We start from the raw sequence: 18,519 nt of genomic DNA on the forward strand, positions 1-18,519 counted from the left end.
GCCTTGTGTCGCGAAAGGGCCGCAACGCGGCCCCAGGATCTCGGCAAAAGTGCTGGAATTTCTGGGGCCGCTTCGCAGCCCTTTCGCGACACAAGGCCGCTCCTACAAGCACCGCGCAAGGCGGCAGGCTCAGGCTGCCGGCATGTCCGGTTCCAGCGCTACGCCCTGGCGCTTGCGCTGCACCACGAAATACGCCGCATAGCACAGCGCAATGAACCCAAAGCCCCAATACAACGAAGGCCGCTGCGTCTCATCCATCGCCAAAAACACAAACAGCGAACTGCACAGGGTGATGCACAGCAACGGCACCAGCGGGTACAGCGGCGCCCGGTACTTCAGGTCGCTCAACTGCCCACCCTCACGCAGGAACTGCTTGCGAAAGCGGTACTGCGCCAGGGCGATGACGATCCAGGTCACCGTGCCGGCCATGCCGCTCACCGCCATCAGCACCATGAACAGGGTGTCGGCGGCGACAAAGCTGGTCAGCAGCGATACCAGCGCGAAGCACAGGGTGACGAACAACGCGCGCAGTGGCACACCACGGCTGCTCAGCGGCGACAGGCTGCGCGGTGCCATGCCGGTCTTGGACATCGCCCAGAGGATGCGGGTGGAGGCATAAAGGCCGGAGTTGCCCACCGACAGAATCGCGGTGAGGATCACGAAGTTCATCAGGTCTGCGGCGTAAGGAATGCCGACCATGTCGAACACCTGCACGAACGGGCTTTCCATCAGCCCGGCCTGCTGCCATGGCACGATCGCCGACAGCACCACGATGGCCAGCACGTAGAAGATCAGCACGCGGAACACCACATTGCGCACGGCCCGCGGGATGCTCTTCTCCGGCTGGTCGGTTTCACCCGCCGCCACGCCCATGATCTCGCAGCCCTGGAACGCGTAGACCACGGTCATCATCACCGCGAACACCGCCGACAGGCCGTTGGGGAACAGCGAATCGCCGATCAGGTTGCTCATCATCGGCGCCGGCGCCCCGCTGTTCAGCGAAATGCCACCGAAGATCACCAGCACACCGACGATGATGAAGCCGAGGATCGCCGCCACCTTGATACCGGAAAACCAGTATTCCGCCTCACCGAAGGCGCGGGTAGCCAGGGCGTTGATGCCGAACAGCACCGCAACGAACAGCGCCGACCAGTACCAGATCGGCACCTCGGGGAACCAGCGCGTCATCAGCATGCCGGCGGCGGTGAACTCAAGGCCCACGGTGGTGGCCCAGCTCATCCAGTACACCCAGCCGATCATGAAGCCGGTGGCCGGGCCGATGAATTTCGTCGCATGGGCCTGAAATGAGCCGGACACCGGCATCTGCACCGACAGCTCACCCAGGCAGACCATCACCAGGTACATCAGAAAACCGGCCACTAGATAGGCCAGGATCGCACCCAATGGTCCGCCCTGGTTGATGGTCACGCCCGAACCCATGAACAGCCCGGTGCCGATCACGCCACCGAGGGAGAGCATAAAGATGTGCCGACTCTTCAATGCCCGTGTGAGGTGGATACCTTCAGCTTTACGGCCTTTCATTATTATTATCTCCAATAAGCTTCGAAGACCGCGTGTGCAGCGGTTGAGTCCGATTATTGGAAGGCGATGTAAGGCCCGATTGATCGTAAAGATCAAAGATGTAAAAAGTCGTAAGGATTTTGTCGCTCAGGCGACCAGCAGTTCAGCCAGGGTGTGATCGGCACGCTGCAGCTGCTCGCCCAGCAACGGGCCCATGGCCCGCACGCTGGCCTTGTCACGGGCCAGGGCATGCGCTTCAAGGCGGCGCAGGGTCGCCGCCAGGCCGCACAGACCCATGGAATCGCTGCTGCCGGCCAGCCGATGGGCCAAGTGGGTCACCTCGGTGCAGTCCCCCGCCTCGACCGCCTCGAGCAAGGGTTGGCGCTGTTGCGCCAGGCCGTCTTGCAAGCCAGCCAGCAGGCCCTGCAGCTTCTGCTCGCCAAGCAGCGTGCGGTGCGTGTTCAGCAACTCGTGGTCCAGCCAGGCGGGTGTTGCCGGCGCTGTCTGCTGACACTGGCCCGCCAGGGCCTGGCGCAGGCTTGCAAGCTTCAGCGGCTTGCCCAGTACCCCCTGCATGCCCGCATCCAGATAGGCACGCACCAGCCCCGGCTGAACGCTGGCAGTCAGCGCCAGGATGCGCGTATCGCGGTTGGGCGTGGCGCCGGCACGCAGCTGTCGGCACAGCTCCACGCCACTGATGCCTGGCAGGTGCACATCCAGCAACAACAGGTCGAAGCGCTGCCGTGCACACAGTTGCAGGCCCTGCTCGGCATCCTCGGCCAGCCATACGGCATGCCCGTCACGCTCCAGCAGCCCGCATACCACTTCACGGTTCAACGCGACGTCTTCGACCACCAGGATCTGCAGCGGCGCCGCGGCATGATCAGCCTTGGCCATGGCCTGAGGGGCCTGCGCGGTTTCAAGCTCCAGTTCCAGCCAGAAGCAGCTGCCCTCCCCCTCGCGGCTACGTACCCCGATCTGCCCGCCAAGCTGCTCGACCAGATGCTTGCTGATCGCCAAGCCAAGGCCGGTGCCGCCATAGCGCCGTGCGACCGCCTCGCTGGCCTGGACGAAACGCTCGAAGATCTTCGGCTGCATCGCCTCGCAGATACCGATACCGTCGTCGGTGACACTCAAGCGCAGGCGCTGCCGCCCCGGCGGCCTCTGCAACACCTGCACCTCGACGAGAATCTCGCCGCCCTCGGTGAACTTGATGGCGTTGGCCAGCAGGTTGCTCAGCACCTGGCGCAGGTATTGCTCGGCGCCGTGCTGGTACGCGGCCAGCTGCGGGTCGATGCGGCACAGCACCAGGCTGTCGTTGGCCAGGGCGCGTGGCTCGAGCAGGGTCACGACCTCGGCGCACAACTGGCGCAGGGAGAATTCCACGGCCTCGGGACGGCTTTCGCCCTCTTCGAGACGGGCAAAATACAGCACTTCGTCGAGGATGCTCAGCAGCCCCTCGCCGGCCTTGTACAGCGCCTCCAGGCGCTGGCGGTCCGGCGCCGCGAGGCCCGCGCCACGCAGCAGTTCGGCCATGCCAAGGATGCCGTTGAGCGGCGTGCGCAGTTCATGGCTCATGGTGGCGAGAAAGCGCGACTTGGCCAGGTTCGCCGCCTCGGCATCGTCCTTGGCGCGCATCAGGCTGGCCGTGCGGCGCTCGACCTGCTTCTGCAGTTCGTCGCGCTTGTCCTGCAAGGCCAGGCGGTCGGTTTCGCGGCGTTCGCTGTCACTGAGGATCGCCCGGCGCATGTCGTCCAGTGCCAGCGCCACGCTGTCGATTTCGTCGGTATGGGGAGAACGGCGCTTGTTCAGCCGCAGGGGCTCGTGCCATTGCCCGGCCCCGATGCGCCGGGCAAAGTCGGCCATGACCTGCAGGTGACGGGTCACCAGGCGATAGAACAACCCCGACAACGCCAGCGCCAGGCCGCAGAGAAACACGCTCATCCACAACAGGCTGGTCAGGCCGGTAGCGAACAGCCGTCGGTGCACCGCCCCAAGGTCGATGCTGACTTCCAGCTCGCCCAGGTGCCGCGCAGGCCCGGAAGGTGGCTGGTAGTCCAGCGCGAAACGTTCGACCCGCAGCGGCCCCTGCGGGGTCGGCTCACCTTGCTGCAAGGTGAAGTCGGCGCTGTTCAGACGCACCCGCGCCACATCGGAAAAATCCACCAGCCCGCGCAGCTGCACGTTCAACTGCTCCTGGTTCAGGTCCCACAGGCTGCGCTCCAGGCTGGCCAGGTAGCCGGCGCGGATCAGCGCCATGCGCGCATCGATCTCGCGCATCTCGCGGCGGTATTCGAAATACAGCTGCACGCTGCTGGCCAGCACCGTGAAGCACAGGCTGAACAGCAGGATGAACAGCAGCAGCCGACGCAGCAGGCCACCCGGCTGCAGGCGATTCATGGCTGGCTGACCATGTCGCGGTAGGTGACCTCGCTTTCGTGCAGCCAGCGGTCCAGTTCGCCGGCGTCGGTCATCTGTTGCAGTTGCGCGTCGATCTCGTGCATGTGCTCGCTCAACGGCGAGTGGCGTGACACTGCCACGCGCAGGTAGTCGACACTCAGGGCCGGAGGTAGCGCGACGATGTCCTGGGCGCCGCGCAGGTGCTCGACGAACAGCTGGCCGGTGCGCCGTTCCTGAACCACGAAGTCGATACGCCCGCGAATCAGCTTGCCGAAGTTCTGCCCGCTGTCCGACACCCATTCGATGTTCTGGTGCTGCGCGACGAAGCGGTCGAACGCCGGGCCGTAACTTTCTCCGAACAGCAGCCCGCCACGGTATCGGGCCAGGTCTTCGAGCGTGTCGAACTGCAACGGGTGCTGGCGGTTGGCGAACACCGCCACTTCCTCGCGCAGCACCGGCACCTGTGAAAAGCGCATGGTTTTGGCACGCTGCTCCGAGGTATAGGCCAGCACCACATCCACCCGCCCTTCGGCAGCGTCGAGCAGGCAGCGTTGCCAGTTGCCCAGCACGACCATCTCGACCCGGTAGCCCAGCCGCCCGAACAGCTCGCGTACCACCGTCGGCGCCAGCCCGCGCGGCTGCTTGCCATCGCTCCAGGATACCGGTGGGTATACCGGGTAATCGCAGTAACGCACGGTGTCGGCGGCGTGCAGTGCACCACTGGCCAGCAGCAGCAGGCCGAGCAGGTACTGGCTCACGCGGCCACGCTGGCGGTGAACAGGTAGCCGGCGCCGTGGATGGTGATGATCAGCTCAGGCTCGGCCGGGTCGTCGTGCAGTTTGCGCCGCAGGCGGCCGACCAGCACGTCGATGGAACGGTCGTTGGGTACCCACTCACGGTTGCGGATCTGGTCCATCAGCTGGTCGCGGCTCAGGGTATGGCCGCTGTTGCGCAGGAACACGTTGAGCAACTGGAACTCGCCGTGGGTCAGCAGGGTTTCTGCACCCTTCGGATCGACCAGGCGGCGGCGGTCGCAGTCCAGCGACCAGTCGCCGAACTGCTTGAGGGTGACAGTGGCCGCGCTGGCCGGCCGCGCGCCCTGGGCGTGGCGCACGCGACGGATCAAGTTCTTCGCGCGGGATACCAGTTCGCGAGGGTTGAGCGGCTTGCTGACATAGTCGTCGGCGCCGCATTCCAGGCCAACGATGCGGTCGATCTCGTCGTTGCGGCCGGTGATCAGGATGATCCCCACTTCCGAGCGCACCCGCAGCTCGCGGGTCAGGGTCAGGCCATCCTTGCCGGGCAGGCGGATGTCCAGCATCACCAGCTCCACCGGCTGCTCGGTCAACAAGGTTTCGGCCTGCTCCGCGGTGGCGGCGCAGTGGACGGTATAGCCTTCCTGGGACAGGTAGGCCTGGAGCAAGTCGCGAATCAGCGGATCGTCATCGACGATCAGTACCTGAGAGGTCATTGCGGGTAGTCCTGAAGTGCCCGAAGGCGATTTTTTTATTAGAGTGGGCCAAGACTAGCGATTGCTGAACGGTCGATCAACAGCCCTCGGTGGCCGAGGTGAAGCGTTGCCGACCGCCGGCCTGCAGGCCATCGACCCAGGCCTCGCAGATCTGCACGCCCTGGGCCGGGGTGAAGGTGCCCGGGTTCAGCCCGGACTCCAGCCACAGGCCGTCGAGCAAGGCGCTAAGGCTGATGGCCGCGAGGTCGGCATCGAAGCGCTCCCAGCCCTCCTGCTGCGCCAGTTCAGCGAGCAACGAACCCAGTTCGCGGCGGTATTCACCGTAGGAGTGCTCGTGCACCTGGTTGATCGCATCAGCGGTCTTCACTGCGCCCCAGAACGCCAGCCAGGCATCGAGCAGCTGGGGGTCGAGCAGCTCGGCGCTGAACGATCCACGGAAGAACGCCGACAGCCGTTCGCGCGCATTGGGCGCAACCTGGGCCATGGCCTCGCGCAGCAGATGCATGACGCGCCCGGTGACGGCCATGTAGGCTTCCGCGACCAGTTCGTCCTTGCCCGAATAATGATGGCTGATCAGGCCCACCGAAACGCCAGCTTCGGCAGAGATCTTGCGAATCGACGCGCCCTGGAAACCGTGGCGCTTCAGGCAGGCCAACGTAGCCTCGACCAGATTGGCCTTGCGCAATTCGGGCAGCATGCGGCTGAAGCGGGCTTCCTGGGTCATCGGTGGCTCTCATGGATCGCACAGTTGAACGACTGTATAGCAACTCGCCTCGGTCGCGAAAGCCTGTTTATACTCGGGCACGATAACAACAACAGAGGCATCGCCCATGACCGACCTGATCCAGCAGCAGCTCGACGAAGGCCTGCTGACCCTGCGCCTGAACCGCCCGGACAAGCTCAACGCGTTGACCAACGCCATGTACACGCAGCTGGCGGAGCTGTTCGAGGCCGCCAACAATGACCCGCAGGTCGAGGTGATCCTGATCACCGGCAGCACCGAGTGCTTCACCGCCGGCAACGACTTGCCGGACTTTCTCGAGCAGCCGCCAACCGACCTGCAAAGCCCGGTATTCCGCATGATGTGGGCAGTGCTGGCGCTGGACAAACCGCTGATCGCCGCGGTGGCGGGGCCTGCGATCGGCATCGGCACCACGCTGTTGCTGCACTGCGACCAGGTGCTGATCAGCCGTGACGCCAAGCTGCGCACACCGTTCGTGGCGCTGGGCGTATGCCCGGAGTTTGGCGCGAGCCTGTTGCTGCCGCAGATGCTGGGGCATGCGCGGGCGGCACAGCTGTTGCTGTGCAACCAGGCGCTGAATGGCGAACAGGCTGTGCAGTGGGGGCTGGCGAGCGAACTGTTCGACGATGGCATGCAATGCCTGGCCGCCGCCGTCAAGCTGGCGCGACGCCTGCAGCAACTGCCTGCCGATGCGCTGCGCATCAGTAGGCGCCTACTCAAGGCTGGGCAGCGCGAAGCGCTGGCCGAAACAGTGGCCAGGGAAGGTCTGCTTTTCATCGAGCGGCTCAACAGCGATGAGGCGAAGGCTGCCTTGACCGCAATGGTATCGCGCAAGGGTGGCTGAACCGTCAGGTTGATACGCTTGATACCGTCGCTACGTGTCGCTTTCGCTACTTGCTGGCGATCGACTGGTTCGTCAGCGGGCAGCTCTGGGCATTGAGAAAACGCGATGTCTTCAGCCAGTCCTGCTGCGGATAATAGGCAAACACGTAGCTACCGCGTTGCAGCGTGTCGATCAGCTTGCCGGCAATCGCCGGCCGCACGGCCGGGCAGCCCTGGCTACGCCCCAGCCGACCGAGGCCGGGCACGACCTTGGGGTCGGCATACGCGGCGGCGTGCATGACAATCGCCCGCGACATGCTGTTGTCGTTGAACCCCGGCTCCAGCCCTTGCAGGCGCAGCGAGCGGCCGTGCCTGCCACTGTAGGTCTGGCCTGTCTGATACAGGCCGAGTGAGGATTGGTAGCTGTTCGGGGCGTTGGAAAACGTCGTCGGCACATCGGCGCCGCTGTTCTTGCCATGGGCGACCCATTCCTCGAACAGCAGTTTGCGCGCGCGCAGGTCGAACACCCACAGGCGTTTGTCACGGGAGGCCTTGGAGTAGTCGATCACGGTCAGCAACTTGTCCGGCTCACCGTGGCTGGCGCAGGCATAGGCAGTGAGTGCCAGGTCCAGGGCAGACAAGCTGGCATTGGGCGCCAGCTGCTGCAGTTCGGCGGCGCTGGGCAGGGATTGTGCGTGGGCGCCGTGCCAGGCGCTGAGAAACAACAGGCCAAGACTGGCCACCGAGAGCCGCACGGCTCCCCGCAATGGTGCAAACATCGGCATGAATTACCCTAGGCAGAATATCCGCTGGATCGCGGTCAAAAACCGCCACTTTGCTGGATTTCTACAGGATTGCCGATCATTTCTTGACCAATGGCTTAACTTCTTCACTGTCATCGGTGGTGATCACCGTGAATTTTCCATCGCTGCGGGTATCCCGGGTGGACGCCCAATCGGTGATCACCAGCATCGTGCCGACATCCATCGCCGCACGCAGATGACGGCGGAATTCCGGGTTGATGGTCAATTGCCCCAATTGCTCATAAGGCGTGTTCCCGTATTCAGGGTTGCTCAGGCCCACCACCGACCAGCGCAACGGCAGCCCACCCTCGAGTGCCAGTTCCGACGGCTTTTGCAGCAGCGAATACACCGCCATGCCGCTGCGATGCTGGCTGTTGCCAAGCGACAGTGCCGGCGCCGAGCCGATCAACTGACCCCCGCGATACACGTAGGCACGCAGGTCGGCGCGACTGACCAGGATCGACAGCGGCCCTGCCGTCGGGTCCGGGTCGTTCCAGAACTGCTGGTTGCTCAACAGCAGCGGCCCCTGGGCCTTGCCTGAGCTGACCGTAGGCGCCAGCACGCCAGGGTGGTTGACCTCGACCGGTGCACTGTGGGTATCGGAAACGATCACCGTGGTCGAGCTGAAACCGGTGACCTCATACAGCTTCTTGGCAAACGCCAACGGCAAGCGCACGCAACCGTGCGAGGCCGGGTAGCCCGGCAGATGGCCAGCATGCAGGGCAATGCCGTCCCAGGTCAGCCGCTCCATATACGGCATGGGTGCGCTGTTGTAGAGGCTGGATTTGTGCTCGACCTTCTTCTGCAGAATGCTGAATACCCCGGTAGGGGTTTCCCGCCCTGCCTTGCCGCTGCTCACGGTACTGACGCCGATGGCGATGCCGTTGCGATAGACGTAGGCACGTTGCTCGGTGAGGCTGACCACGACGGTCACCGGCCCCACCGGCGAGACCTGCGGATACCAGAGAAACTGGCCAGGCTTGAGGCTGTCGAGCTGGCTCCTGAGTGCAGCCGGGGTGGGCACCTGCACAGGCGCCGCTTCGACCATGGTGACGGCAAGCAGCAGGCCCATCGCGAGCGGTACATGCAACATCGAAGTGATCCTCATGGCAACCTGCCCTCAGCTTATGCGGAACCTGCGCCGCAGGCCACCTTGCGCCATGCTCACGCGGTGTGGGGCAGTAACACCGCGCAAAAAAGTGTGCACAAAATTCCCACCTCAAATCATCGTTCCTGTGGGAGCGGCCTTGCGTCGCGAAAGGGCCGCGAAGCGGCCCCGGCAATGCAGGCTGCCGAGCTGAAGCCCCGGGGCCGCTTCGCAGCCCTTTCGCGACGCAAGGCCGCTCCTACAGGTGAAAAAGCGCAGAGACAGTTAATTCCTCCACGTCAATGGGTTGGCGCGAATCTTGTTTGTATACAAACGACAACAACAAAAGTACACAACCATCACGGAGTTCCGATGGCGTCGATTTCCCGTTCCGATGTTGGCCAACTTGCCGATCGCCCCGCCGAGACCGCGGACCCCAGCCAGCTGCAACTGAGCCCGCGTCTGTACAGTGCCGACCTGGCACCGACCCGCGCGACGAACCGCACCTGGGGGCGCTACAGCCTGTTCGCGCTGTGGACCAACGATGTGCATAACATTGCCAACTATTCCTTCGCCATCGGCCTGTTCGCCCTGGGCATGAGCGGCGCGCAGATCCTCGCCGCCTTCGCCCTCGGCGCGCTGTTGATCTACGGCCTGATGAACCTGTCCGGCTACATGGGGCAGAAGACCGGCCTGCCCTACCCCGTCATGTGCCGGATCAGCTTCGGCATCCACGGTGCGCAGATCCCGGCGCTGATCCGCGCGGTGATCGCCATCGCCTGGTTCGGCATCCAGACCTACCTCGCCTCGGTGGTCCTGCGTGTGCTGCTCACCGCAATCGCCCCCGACCTCAAGGCCTACGACCAGAATTCGATCCTCGGCCTGTCGACACTGGGCTGGGTCACCTTCATCGGTATCTGGTGCGTGCAGGTGGCGATCTTCGCCTACGGCATGGAGATGGTACGCCGCTTCGAATCCCTCGCCGGGCCGATCATCCTGGTCGCCTTCACCGGCCTGGCTGGCTGGATGTACTGGCGCAGTGGCCTGTCGATCGCCTGGTCCAGCGGCAACGCACCGACCGGTTCCGCCATGTGGCTGAAGGTATTCGGCGCCGCCGCGCTGTGGGTCTCGCTGTACGGCACCATGATCCTCAACTTCTGCGACTTTACCCGCAACTGCCCGGACCGCCGCACCATCAGCGTGGGCAACTTTTGGGGTCTGCCGGTGAATATGCTGGGCTTTGCGCTGATCGCCGTGGTGCTCGCCGGTGCGCAGTTCAGCATCGACGGCAAGCTGGTGCAGAGCCCGAGCGAAATCGTCGCCGCCATCCCCAACACCGCCGGCCTGGTGCTGGCCTGCCTGGCGTTCCTGCTGGTCACCGTGGCAGTGAACATCATGGCCAACTTCGTCGCCCCGGCCTTCGTGCTCACCAACCTGGCGCCCAAGGTGCTGAACTTCCGCCGCGCGGGCCTGCTCAGCGCTACCATCGCGGTGGTGATCCTGCCCTGGCACCTGTACAACAGCCCATCGGTGATCGTGTACTTCCTCGGCGGCCTGGGTGCATTGCTCGGCCCGCTGTACGGCATCATGGTCACCGACTACTACCTGGTACGCCGAAGCCGGGTGAACCTGCCTGAGCTGTACAGCGAAAGCCCGCAGGCCGCCTATCACTACCAGGGCGGAGTCAACCTGCGCGCCGTGGCAGCGTTCATCCCGGCCTCGCTGATCGCCATCCTGCTGGCGCTGGTGCCGGCGTTCGAGACGCTGTCGCAGTTCTCCTGGTTCTTCGGCGCTGGCCTTGGCGGGCTGATCCACTACGCCCTCGCCAACCGTAGCGTCAGGCACCTGGATGTGTCCGGCGAAAGCATCGCAGTGGACAGCGCGCAGCACTGACCTGGCATCGGAAACAAAAAAAGCTCATCGCGCCTGACCAGGCGCGATGAGCTTTTCTTTTTCAGGGTGACCTCAGCGGATCAGGATGCCAGCGCTTGCGAATTGCGTGGCACCGGCGCTGCATACCGCTGTGGTTGCTGCCAGGCCAGCTGAGCCTGCACCTGTTCGGCAGCGTCCATCACCTTCTGCGCCCAGCTGTCATCTTCCGGATTGACCACCACCACACGGAAACCGTGGTCGTAGCCCTCGATCCCCACCCCTTCGGAATCATCGACGTGCAGGTCGATATCGAATGCCGGTGGGTACTTCGACGGTGGTTTCTCGAGCCCGTGCAGCTGCAGGATGTGCTGGTGGCGGTCGCTGTTGACCACGCCATCGACGTGAATGCCGTACAGCATCAGCCAGCGCCGGATATAGGCCGGGGTGCGGCCCGAAGAGGTGTAGATCCAGATGCTGCAGCCCTGGCGGCGCAGGTCGCGGATCAGCGAGCGTGTGCCGCTGCGCAGCGGTTCGCCCAGCCAACGGTGGATGAATGCCGGCAGCTTGCTGTGCTCTTCATCGGCGTGGTGCGGCAGGCAGGCGAGCGTGTCATCGATATCGAAGGAAATGCGCATCTGCGGGCGCCTGAATTTGCGCCCGATGGCGTGCCACGCACGTCGCCCACTGGCCTTGCCTTGCTCTAGCATCGAATACTTTTCCATCATCGGTTCCCCTGGCGGACCGGCGCGCAGGTGCCGGGCAGGAAGAACGTGTCGGGTTCAGGCGCCTTCGCTTCGAGGAAGGCCGCGTACTTTTTCTTGATCTTGGGCAATTCGTACAAAGCCTTCACACCATGCTTGGCAGAGTTGCGAATCACCGAGGACGGGTTGAAGTAGCCCTCGGCGTTGTCCAGCGTCAGCACGAACGGTGGCAACCCTGCACGCATCAGCAGATAGCTGACGATGAGTGACCCCGTGCGGTTGTTCCCTTCGATGAACAGTTGCGGCTTGCTGAGAATACGTACGTAGACACCCGCCGCGCGCTTCCAGATCGACTCGCTGCGGTACGAGCAATACCAGTTGTACAGGTCCTTGATGCCGCCTTCGACGTTGTTGAAAAAACGTGCCTCGGTGGCCTCGAGGTGCGGGGCGAACTCGCGCCGGCGCGCCGGGTCGCTGCCGCACAGCACGGTGGCGTTGATCTCCAGCATCAGGTTCAGCTGCTGCAGGTCGAACAGGTCCACGCCCCGAGCGACATAGTCGTCAATCAGGGCATAGCCTTCAAGCACATTGAGCAGCACCTCGTCGGTGAACGGATCACGCGGCTCGGTGAAATGCTGGCTGAGTTCGGCAAAGCGCCCCTGCACTTCGCGAAGTGCGCGCTCTACCGCTGGCAGGTCAAGACGACATGTCGCATCCATTGGTAATCTCTTGAAACAGTACAAACGTGAAAACGACCCAACCCGCTCGGCCTTCCTGGCCTGCGGGGCGGGTCGCCTGGCGGGTGCCGGCTGACTCAGCTGAACTTGCCGCTGATGTAATCACTGGTCAGTTGTTCACGCGGATTCTGGAAGATCTGCGTGGTCGGGCCCATCTCCACCAGGTAACCGGTGCGGGTACCCTGGGAAATGTCTACCGAGAAGAACGCGGTGGTGTCGGCCACACGAATCGCCTGCTGCATGTTGTGGGTGACCAGCGCGATGGTGTAGTCCTTCTTCAGCTCGACCATCAGCTCTTCCACCCGACGGGTGGCAATCGGGTCGAGCGCCGAGCACGGTTCGTCGAGCAGCAGCACTTCCGGCTCGGTGGCGATGGCTCGGGCGATGCAAAGACGTTGCTGCTGGCCGCCAGACAACGACAGGCCGCTGACCTTGAGCTTGTCCTTGACCTCATCCCACAGGGCAGCGCCTTGTAGGGCGTGCTTGACGCGGTCACCGATGTCGCCCTTGTAACGGTTCAGGCGCAGGCCGAAGGCAACGTTGTCGAAGATGCTCATCGAGAACGGGTTCGGCTGCTGGAACACCATGCCGATGTAGCGGCGCACCACCACAGGGTCCACGCCCTTGCCATAGACATCCTGGCCGAGGAAGTGCACATGGCCTTCAAAGCGGAAGCCCTTGACCAGGTCGTTCATGCGGTTGAGGCTGCGCAGCACGGTACTCTTGCCGCAGCCGGACGGGCCGATGAAGCCGGTGATCTCGTTCTTGCGGATCGGTACATGGCTGTCACGCACCGCCATGAAGTTGCCGTAGAAGATCTTGTCCAGCTTGCAGTCCATGACGATTGGCGCTTCGCTGACCATGGGAGCAGCTCTCTGTGCAGTTGATACGTTCACGGTCGAATGCTCCCTTTCAGTACTTTGGCTTGCCGAAGATTCGGCTAAGAATGTTGACTACCAGCACGATCATCACCAACACCAGCGACGCCGCCCAGGCGAGCTCCAGCTGGTTGTCGAACGGCATGCCGGAGAAGTTGTAGATCAGTACGGCAAGCGACGCCGTGGGGTTCATGACGGCCAGGCTGCCGTCGTGGTAGATCCAGTAGTTGCTGAACAGCGCGGTGAACAGCAGCGGTGCCGTTTCACCTGCAGCGCGGGCCACGGCCAGCATGACGCCGGTGAGGATGGCCGGCATGCCGGTCGGCAGGACGATCTTCCAGATCACCTGGGCGCGGGTGCAGCCCATGCCGTAGGCGGCGTCCTTCATGATCTTGGGTACCATCTTCATGGCTTCTTCAGCGGTCAGCACGACGATCGGCAGCATCAGCACGGCCAGCGCCACGCCACCTGCCGGTGCCGAGTAGGTACCGGTGGTCATCACCACCAGGGCGTAGGCAAATACGCCGGCAAGGATCGATGGCAGGCCAGTCAGCATCTTGGCAGCGAAGCGCGAGGCGTTGGCCAGTTTGCTCTCGGGGCCAAGTTCAGCGAGGAACACGGCTGCCAGGATGCCGACCGGTACGGCGATGGCGGCGGCGATGCCGACCATGACGAAGGTACCGGCCATGGCGTTACCGAAACCGCCGCCCATCTCGAAGCCGGTCGGTGGCAGCTCGGTGAACACTTCCAGGCTCAGGCGAGCACCGCCACGGGTGATCAGCATGTACAGCACGGAAATCAGTGGCACGGCGGCCAGCAAGGCCACGCACCAGACCGTGGAAGTCAGCACCAGGCTGCGCAGGGCGCGACCTTCGAAGCGACGCTGCAGGCTGGGCAATGCAGTAGTTGCTGCAGAGAGGTCAGTCATTATTTGTTACCCCGCTGGGCGTAGAGCATGATCATCGAACCGAACACGTTCACCAGCAATGTGATGAACATCAGGACCAGGGCGGCGTACATCAGCACCTCGATCTCGTTCGGCCCGGCCTCAGGGAAGTTCAGCGCCAGCAAGGCTGCCAGCGTGTTGGCCGGGGCAAACAGGGACAGGGTAATGGTGTTGGCGTTACCGACCAGCATCGCCAGGGCCATGGTTTCGCCCAGTGCGCGACCAAGGCCCAGCACCAGGGAACCGAAAATGCCGGTGGCGGCCGACGGCACCATGACCTTGAGGATGGCTTCCCAGTGGGTGGTACCCATGCCGTAGGCAGCCTGCTTGGTCTTCATCGGCACGCTGGTCAGCGCATCCTGGGAAACTGCGGCAATGGTCGGCAGGATCATGATCGCCAGCACCAACGCCGCCGGCAGCAGGCCGGGGCCACTCAGGGAGGTGCCGAAGAACGGGATCCAGCCCAGCTCGCTGTTCAGCCAGGTGGTCAGTGGCCGGATGGCCGGAATCACTACATAGATGCCCCACAGGCCGTAAACGACGCTGGGGATGGCGGCGAGCAGCTCGACGATAGTGCGGAACACCGCTGCGAGTCTCGCCGGCAGGAAATCCTGGGTGAGGAAGATGGCCATGCTGACGCCGAAGAAACCTGCGATCAACAAAGCAATCAGGGCGCTGTAAAGCGTGCCCCAGATGGCGGGCAGAATGCCGTATTTGCCCTGGTTGACGTCCCACACACTGCCGAACAGCACGTCGAAACCGTGCTTTTCCATTCCTGGAAGTGCTTTGCGTCCTACTTCGTATACCAACGCGAAAACCAGCGCGAGAATCAGCACCACACCGATACGTGCAAGGGCACGGAAGGTGCGATCGACCAGGAAGTCCTTGGTGGACGGCGGCTGGCACGCAGAATCTGGGTTATCCGGTATGGCAAAAGGTGTGTTCATTTAGCTGATTCCGGGACTTGGGGGCAAACACCCCCGGCATGGCTGTCACACCACACCGGGAGCGCCTGAAGGTATTACTGGATGCTTTGCGACGCTTTGCGCACTTCGTCGACAACCGACGGAGGCAGCGGGATGTAGCCCATCGAGTCGGCGATCTTCTGACCGTGGGTCAGGCCGTACTCGACCATGTCACGCATGGCCTTGGCCTTTTCCGGGCTGCCGTTGTCCTTGCGGAAGATCATCCAGGTGTAGGAAGTGATCGGGTAGGACTTGGCACCTTCCGGGTCCGGCAGGTGAGCGATCAGGTTTTCCGGCATCTTCACGGCAGCCAGTGCTTCGGCACCGCTTTCGGCGTTCGGCACGACGTATTGGCCGGCCTTGTTTTCCAGCGCGGCGAAGTCGACCTTGGCCAGCTTGGCGAAGCCGTATTCGATGTAGCCGATGGCGCCCGGGGTCTGGCGAACGGTGGCGGTCACGCCGTCGTTCTTCGGCGACTTGATGAACTTGTCGGTAGCCGGCCAGTTGACGGTGTTGCCTTCACCCAGGTCTTTCTTGAAGTCGGCGTTGATGGCCGACAGGTGCTTGGTGAAGACAGCGTTGGTACCGCTGGAGTCGGCACGCACGACCACGGTGATCGGCAGCTCAGGCAGTTTCATGCCTGGGTTGGCCTTGGCGATCTGTGGGTCGTTCCACTTGGTGATCTTGCCGAGGAAGATGTTGGAGTACACATCGCGTGGCAGCTTCAGGCCTTTCGGGTTGCCCGGCAGGTTGTAGGCCAGGACGATTTCGCCGGCGGTCATTGGCAGCAACTGCACGCCTTCGCCGACCTTGGCAATGTCTGCTTCGCTCATGGCCGAGTCGCTGGCGGCGAAGTCGACGGTCTTGTTCAGGAAGTCCTGAACACCTGCCCCGCTCCCCTTGGACTGGTAGTCGACGGTGACGCCAGCCGTGTTCTTGCTGAAGTCCTTGAACCAGGTCAGGTAGATCGGTGCAGGGAAACTGGCGCCGGAACCGGTCAGGCGAACGTTGTCTGCGGCAAAGGCCGAAGTGGCGCTAAGCGAGACGGCAACGGCGAGTGCAGCAGACTTCATCAGGCGTATCATGGAAAAAGCGCTCCGTGTGATGGCGAGCACACTTTGCATCAGCTGTGTTACAGCTTTGTGACTATTGAATGGCAAAGCATCATTCATCCCCTCTAGGTCGGGGCAAAGGGCCAGGGGTTGTCATTCCGTAGTAACCAAATATGACTAAACACTGTGCCATCATCCCTCGATGGAGTACCTGCCATGTCCCCCACAGAACACAACCTGATCAAGCGAATCCACCGTGAACTGCTGGACCACAGTGACGAGGAGCTGGAACTGGAACTGGCCGAAGACGGCCATGACATCAATGCGCTGTTTGACGACCACATAGAGGAAGGCAGCGAAAAGGCCGCGCGTCGCACCTATTTCCGCGAACTGTTCCGCCTGCAGGGCGAACTGGTGAAGCTGCAGAGCTGGGTGGTCAAGACCGGCCACAAGGTGGTGATCCTGTTCGAAGGCCGTGATGCGGCCGGCAAGGGCGGCGTGATCAAGCGCATCACCCAGCGCCTCAACCCACGGGTCTGCCGGGTGGCGGCGCTGCCGGCGCCCAACGACCGCGAACGCACCCAGTGGTACTTCCAGCGTTACGTTTCACATTTGCCGGCAGCCGGCGAGATCGTGCTGTTCGACCGCAGCTGGTACAACCGCGCGGGCGTGGAAAAGGTCATGGGCTTTTGCAACGACGACCAGTACGAGGAGTTCTTCCGCAGCGTGCCGGAGTTCGAGCGCATGCTGGCCCGTTCGGGCATCCAGCTGATCAAATACTGGTTTTCGATTTCCGACCAGGAACAGCACCTGCGCTTTCTCAGCCGCGTGCATGACCCGCTCAAGCAATGGAAGCTCAGCCCCATGGACCTGGAGTCGCGTCGGCGCTGGGAGGCCTACACCAAGGCCAAGGAAGTCATGCTCGAGCGCACCCACATCGCCGAAGCGCCCTGGTGGGTGGTGCAGGCCGATGACAAGAAGAAGGCCCGGCTCAACTGCATCCATCACCTGCTCGGGCAAATGCCCTATGAAGAAGTGCAGGTGCCGGCGATCGAGCTGCCGCAACGGGTCAGGAAGGAGGACTACACCCGCAACCCGACCCCGGCCGACATCATCGTGCCACAGGTGTACTGAAACGGCGCACTGGCGGGTTCAGAGCGCCATGACCATTTCATGCCAGGCCATGCCACCGTGGTCCGAGGGCGAAGGCCGCACATACTGGTAGCCCAGGTTGCGGTACAGCTCGACGTGCTGTTCCTTGCACATCAGGTGGATGGTCTGCTTGCCCTGCGCCCTCATGCTGCGGATGAACTCGTTCATCAGTCGCTTGGCATAGCCCTTGCCCTGGTGGGCCGTGTCCACCACCACCGACATGATCACCACGTTGGGCGCCAGCGGGTCATGGCCGACCAGCTCCTTGAACGCCTCGTCGGACATCACCACCTCGTGGGCGCAGCCGCTGTTGATGAAGCCGACGATGCCATGGGGGTCTTCGAGCAGCAGGAAGCCTTCAGGGTATTGGCTGATGCGCGTACGAATCTTCTCCAGCGTAGCCGCCTCGTCACCCTCGTAGGCAGCGATCTCGATGGCGTAGCAGCGCTCGGCGTCCTGGACTACGGGTTGGCGGAATGAGGTATTGCTCATGGGTATGCTTCCTTGAGTGAAAAGCGTATGCCGCTAGAATAAATGACCTGGCCGACAAAACCCGCACGCTTTCCATTGATGCCGCAGTTCAGGGAACCCCTGCCGCGCGCTGCCCTCCCAGTTTCATGCAGGGCGAACGGCGCACTGCCCACCTACATCTGGAGGACTGGCTCGCATGAAAAAGATCCTGATGGTGCTGACGTCGCATGACCAGCTCGGCGACACCGGCAAGAAAACCGGCTTCTGGCTGGAAGAATTCGCCGCGCCCTATTACGTGTTCGTCGACACCAATGCCGATGTCACCCTCGCCTCGCCCAAAGGCGGCCAGCCACCGCTGGACCCGAAAAGCGACGAACCGGACGCCCAGACCGACGCCACCCGGCGCTTTGCCAGCGACACCGACGGGCAGATGGCGCTGGCCGACACCGTGCCGCTTGGCGAAATCGACCCGTACGACTTTGATGCCGTGTTCTATCCCGGCGGGCACGGGCCGCTCTGGGACCTGGCGCAAGACAAGGATTCAATCACCCTTCTCGAGGCCTTCTATGCATCCAACAAACCGATTGCTGCGGTGTGCCACGCCCCCGGCGTGCTGAGGGACGTCAAGACGCCGGATGGGCATTCGGTGGTCAAAGGCAAGAAGGTAACCGGCTTTGCCAACAGTGAAGAGCAAGCCGTCGGGCTCACTGACGTCGTGCCGTTTCTGGTGGAAGACATGCTCAAGGCCAACGGCGGCGAATACTCCAAGGCGGCGGACTGGGCAAGCCATGTGGTCGAGGCTGGCCATTTGATCACCGGCCAGAACCCTGCCTCGTCCGAGGCGGTGGCCAAGGCGCTGCTCAAGCGATTGGCGGGCTGACAGAACGCCGGGGCAACAT

18 protein-coding genes are annotated in these 18,519 nt (G+C 63.1%); 4 read left to right on the top strand and 14 right to left on the bottom strand.

Annotated elements, in window-relative coordinates; translation table 11 throughout:
• Positions 1 to 129 precede the first annotated feature (129 nt).
• From ACIPW4_RS11280 to ACIPW4_RS11300, 5 genes are all read right to left on the bottom strand, one after another.
• Positions 130 to 1,542: an amino acid permease gene (locus ACIPW4_RS11280; RefSeq protein WP_400657735.1), complete on the bottom strand. Its 1,413-nt coding sequence runs from the start codon at positions 1,540 to 1,542 to the stop codon at positions 130 to 132.
• 126 nt (positions 1,543 to 1,668) lie between these two features.
• Positions 1,669 to 3,921: an ATP-binding protein gene (locus ACIPW4_RS11285; RefSeq protein WP_400657737.1), complete on the bottom strand. Its 2,253-nt coding sequence runs from the start codon at positions 3,919 to 3,921 to the stop codon at positions 1,669 to 1,671.
• Entirely contained in the window at positions 3,918 to 4,679 is a 762-nt protein-coding gene (locus tag ACIPW4_RS11290) for a substrate-binding periplasmic protein (protein ID WP_400657740.1), read from the bottom strand. Before ACIPW4_RS11290 ends, ACIPW4_RS11285 begins: the two co-directional genes overlap by 4 nt.
• A complete protein-coding gene (locus tag ACIPW4_RS11295) occupies positions 4,676 to 5,392 on the bottom strand; it encodes a response regulator (protein ID WP_400657742.1) in 717 nt (238 codons plus the stop codon). Before ACIPW4_RS11295 ends, ACIPW4_RS11290 begins: the two co-directional genes overlap by 4 nt.
• A gap of 76 nt (positions 5,393 to 5,468) precedes the next feature.
• A complete protein-coding gene (locus tag ACIPW4_RS11300) occupies positions 5,469 to 6,116 on the bottom strand; it encodes a TetR family transcriptional regulator C-terminal domain-containing protein (protein ID WP_400657744.1) in 648 nt (215 codons plus the stop codon).
• A 106-nt stretch (positions 6,117 to 6,222) separates the two neighbouring features.
• Here ACIPW4_RS11300 and ACIPW4_RS11305 point away from each other — a divergent pair, with 106 nt between their 5' ends.
• On the top strand, positions 6,223 to 6,978 hold the full coding sequence (locus ACIPW4_RS11305) for an enoyl-CoA hydratase (protein WP_400657746.1): 756 nt from the start codon (positions 6,223 to 6,225) through the stop codon (positions 6,976 to 6,978).
• A gap of 46 nt (positions 6,979 to 7,024) precedes the next feature.
• On the opposite strand, the gene ACIPW4_RS11310 is transcribed toward ACIPW4_RS11305, so the two are convergent.
• Complete coding sequence (locus ACIPW4_RS11310) at positions 7,025 to 7,741, bottom strand: murein L,D-transpeptidase catalytic domain family protein (protein WP_400657749.1); 717 nt, start codon at positions 7,739 to 7,741, stop codon at positions 7,025 to 7,027.
• Positions 7,742 to 7,817: 76 nt separating this feature from the next.
• Positions 7,818 to 8,867, bottom strand: coding sequence for a L,D-transpeptidase (locus ACIPW4_RS11315; RefSeq protein WP_400657751.1), 1,050 nt, complete (start codon positions 8,865 to 8,867; stop codon positions 7,818 to 7,820).
• A gap of 351 nt (positions 8,868 to 9,218) precedes the next feature.
• Here ACIPW4_RS11315 and ACIPW4_RS11320 point away from each other — a divergent pair, with 351 nt between their 5' ends.
• A complete protein-coding gene (locus tag ACIPW4_RS11320) occupies positions 9,219 to 10,739 on the top strand; it encodes an NCS1 family nucleobase:cation symporter-1 (RefSeq protein ID WP_400657753.1) in 1,521 nt (506 codons plus the stop codon).
• Positions 10,740 to 10,819: 80 nt separating this feature from the next.
• On the opposite strand, the gene ACIPW4_RS11325 is transcribed toward ACIPW4_RS11320, so the two are convergent.
• The 6 genes from ACIPW4_RS11325 to pstS form a co-directional block, all read right to left on the bottom strand.
• Positions 10,820 to 11,440: a hypothetical protein gene (locus tag ACIPW4_RS11325; RefSeq protein WP_400657755.1), complete on the bottom strand. Its 621-nt coding sequence runs from the start codon at positions 11,438 to 11,440 to the stop codon at positions 10,820 to 10,822.
• Positions 11,440 to 12,138: a hypothetical protein gene (locus ACIPW4_RS11330; RefSeq protein ID WP_400657757.1), complete on the bottom strand. Its 699-nt coding sequence runs from the start codon at positions 12,136 to 12,138 to the stop codon at positions 11,440 to 11,442. Before ACIPW4_RS11330 ends, ACIPW4_RS11325 begins: the two co-directional genes overlap by 1 nt.
• A 95-nt stretch (positions 12,139 to 12,233) precedes the next feature.
• The gene (gene pstB / locus ACIPW4_RS11335) at positions 12,234 to 13,019 is read right to left on the bottom strand and encodes a phosphate ABC transporter ATP-binding protein PstB (protein ID WP_027918791.1); all 786 of its coding nucleotides are present in this window, start codon (positions 13,017 to 13,019) and stop codon (positions 12,234 to 12,236) included.
• 49 nt (positions 13,020 to 13,068) lie between these two features.
• Entirely contained in the window at positions 13,069 to 13,962 is an 894-nt protein-coding gene (gene pstA / locus ACIPW4_RS11340) for a phosphate ABC transporter permease PstA (protein ID WP_400657760.1), read from the bottom strand.
• Positions 13,962 to 14,927, bottom strand: a complete 966-nt coding sequence (pstC, locus tag ACIPW4_RS11345) for a phosphate ABC transporter permease subunit PstC (RefSeq protein ID WP_400657762.1) — start codon at positions 14,925 to 14,927, stop codon at positions 13,962 to 13,964. The genes pstA and pstC overlap by 1 nt, the downstream gene beginning before the upstream one ends.
• A 74-nt stretch (positions 14,928 to 15,001) precedes the next feature.
• Entirely contained in the window at positions 15,002 to 16,030 is a 1,029-nt protein-coding gene (pstS, locus tag ACIPW4_RS11350) for a phosphate ABC transporter substrate-binding protein PstS (protein WP_400657764.1), read from the bottom strand.
• Positions 16,031 to 16,213: 183 nt separating this feature from the next.
• Here pstS and ppk2 point away from each other — a divergent pair, with 183 nt between their 5' ends.
• The gene (gene ppk2, locus ACIPW4_RS11355; RefSeq protein ID WP_400657766.1) at positions 16,214 to 17,131 is read left to right on the top strand and encodes a polyphosphate kinase 2; all 918 of its coding nucleotides are present in this window, start codon (positions 16,214 to 16,216) and stop codon (positions 17,129 to 17,131) included.
• Positions 17,132 to 17,149: 18 nt separating this feature from the next.
• Here ppk2 and ACIPW4_RS11360 read toward each other — a convergent pair whose 3' ends face one another.
• The gene (locus ACIPW4_RS11360; RefSeq protein WP_400657768.1) at positions 17,150 to 17,641 is read right to left on the bottom strand and encodes a GNAT family N-acetyltransferase; all 492 of its coding nucleotides are present in this window, start codon (positions 17,639 to 17,641) and stop codon (positions 17,150 to 17,152) included.
• A 175-nt stretch (positions 17,642 to 17,816) separates the two neighbouring features.
• Here ACIPW4_RS11360 and ACIPW4_RS11365 point away from each other — a divergent pair, with 175 nt between their 5' ends.
• Positions 17,817 to 18,500 carry a type 1 glutamine amidotransferase domain-containing protein gene (locus tag ACIPW4_RS11365; protein ID WP_400657770.1) on the top strand — a complete coding sequence of 228 codons (684 nt, stop codon included), beginning with the start codon at positions 17,817 to 17,819 and terminating at the stop codon, positions 18,498 to 18,500.
• The last annotated feature ends 19 nt before the right edge of the window (positions 18,501 to 18,519 follow it).

This window comes from Pseudomonas sp. NPDC089996, assembly GCF_044748405.1.
In the GTDB taxonomy this organism is placed as follows: Bacteria; Pseudomonadota; Gammaproteobacteria; order Pseudomonadales; family Pseudomonadaceae; genus Aquipseudomonas.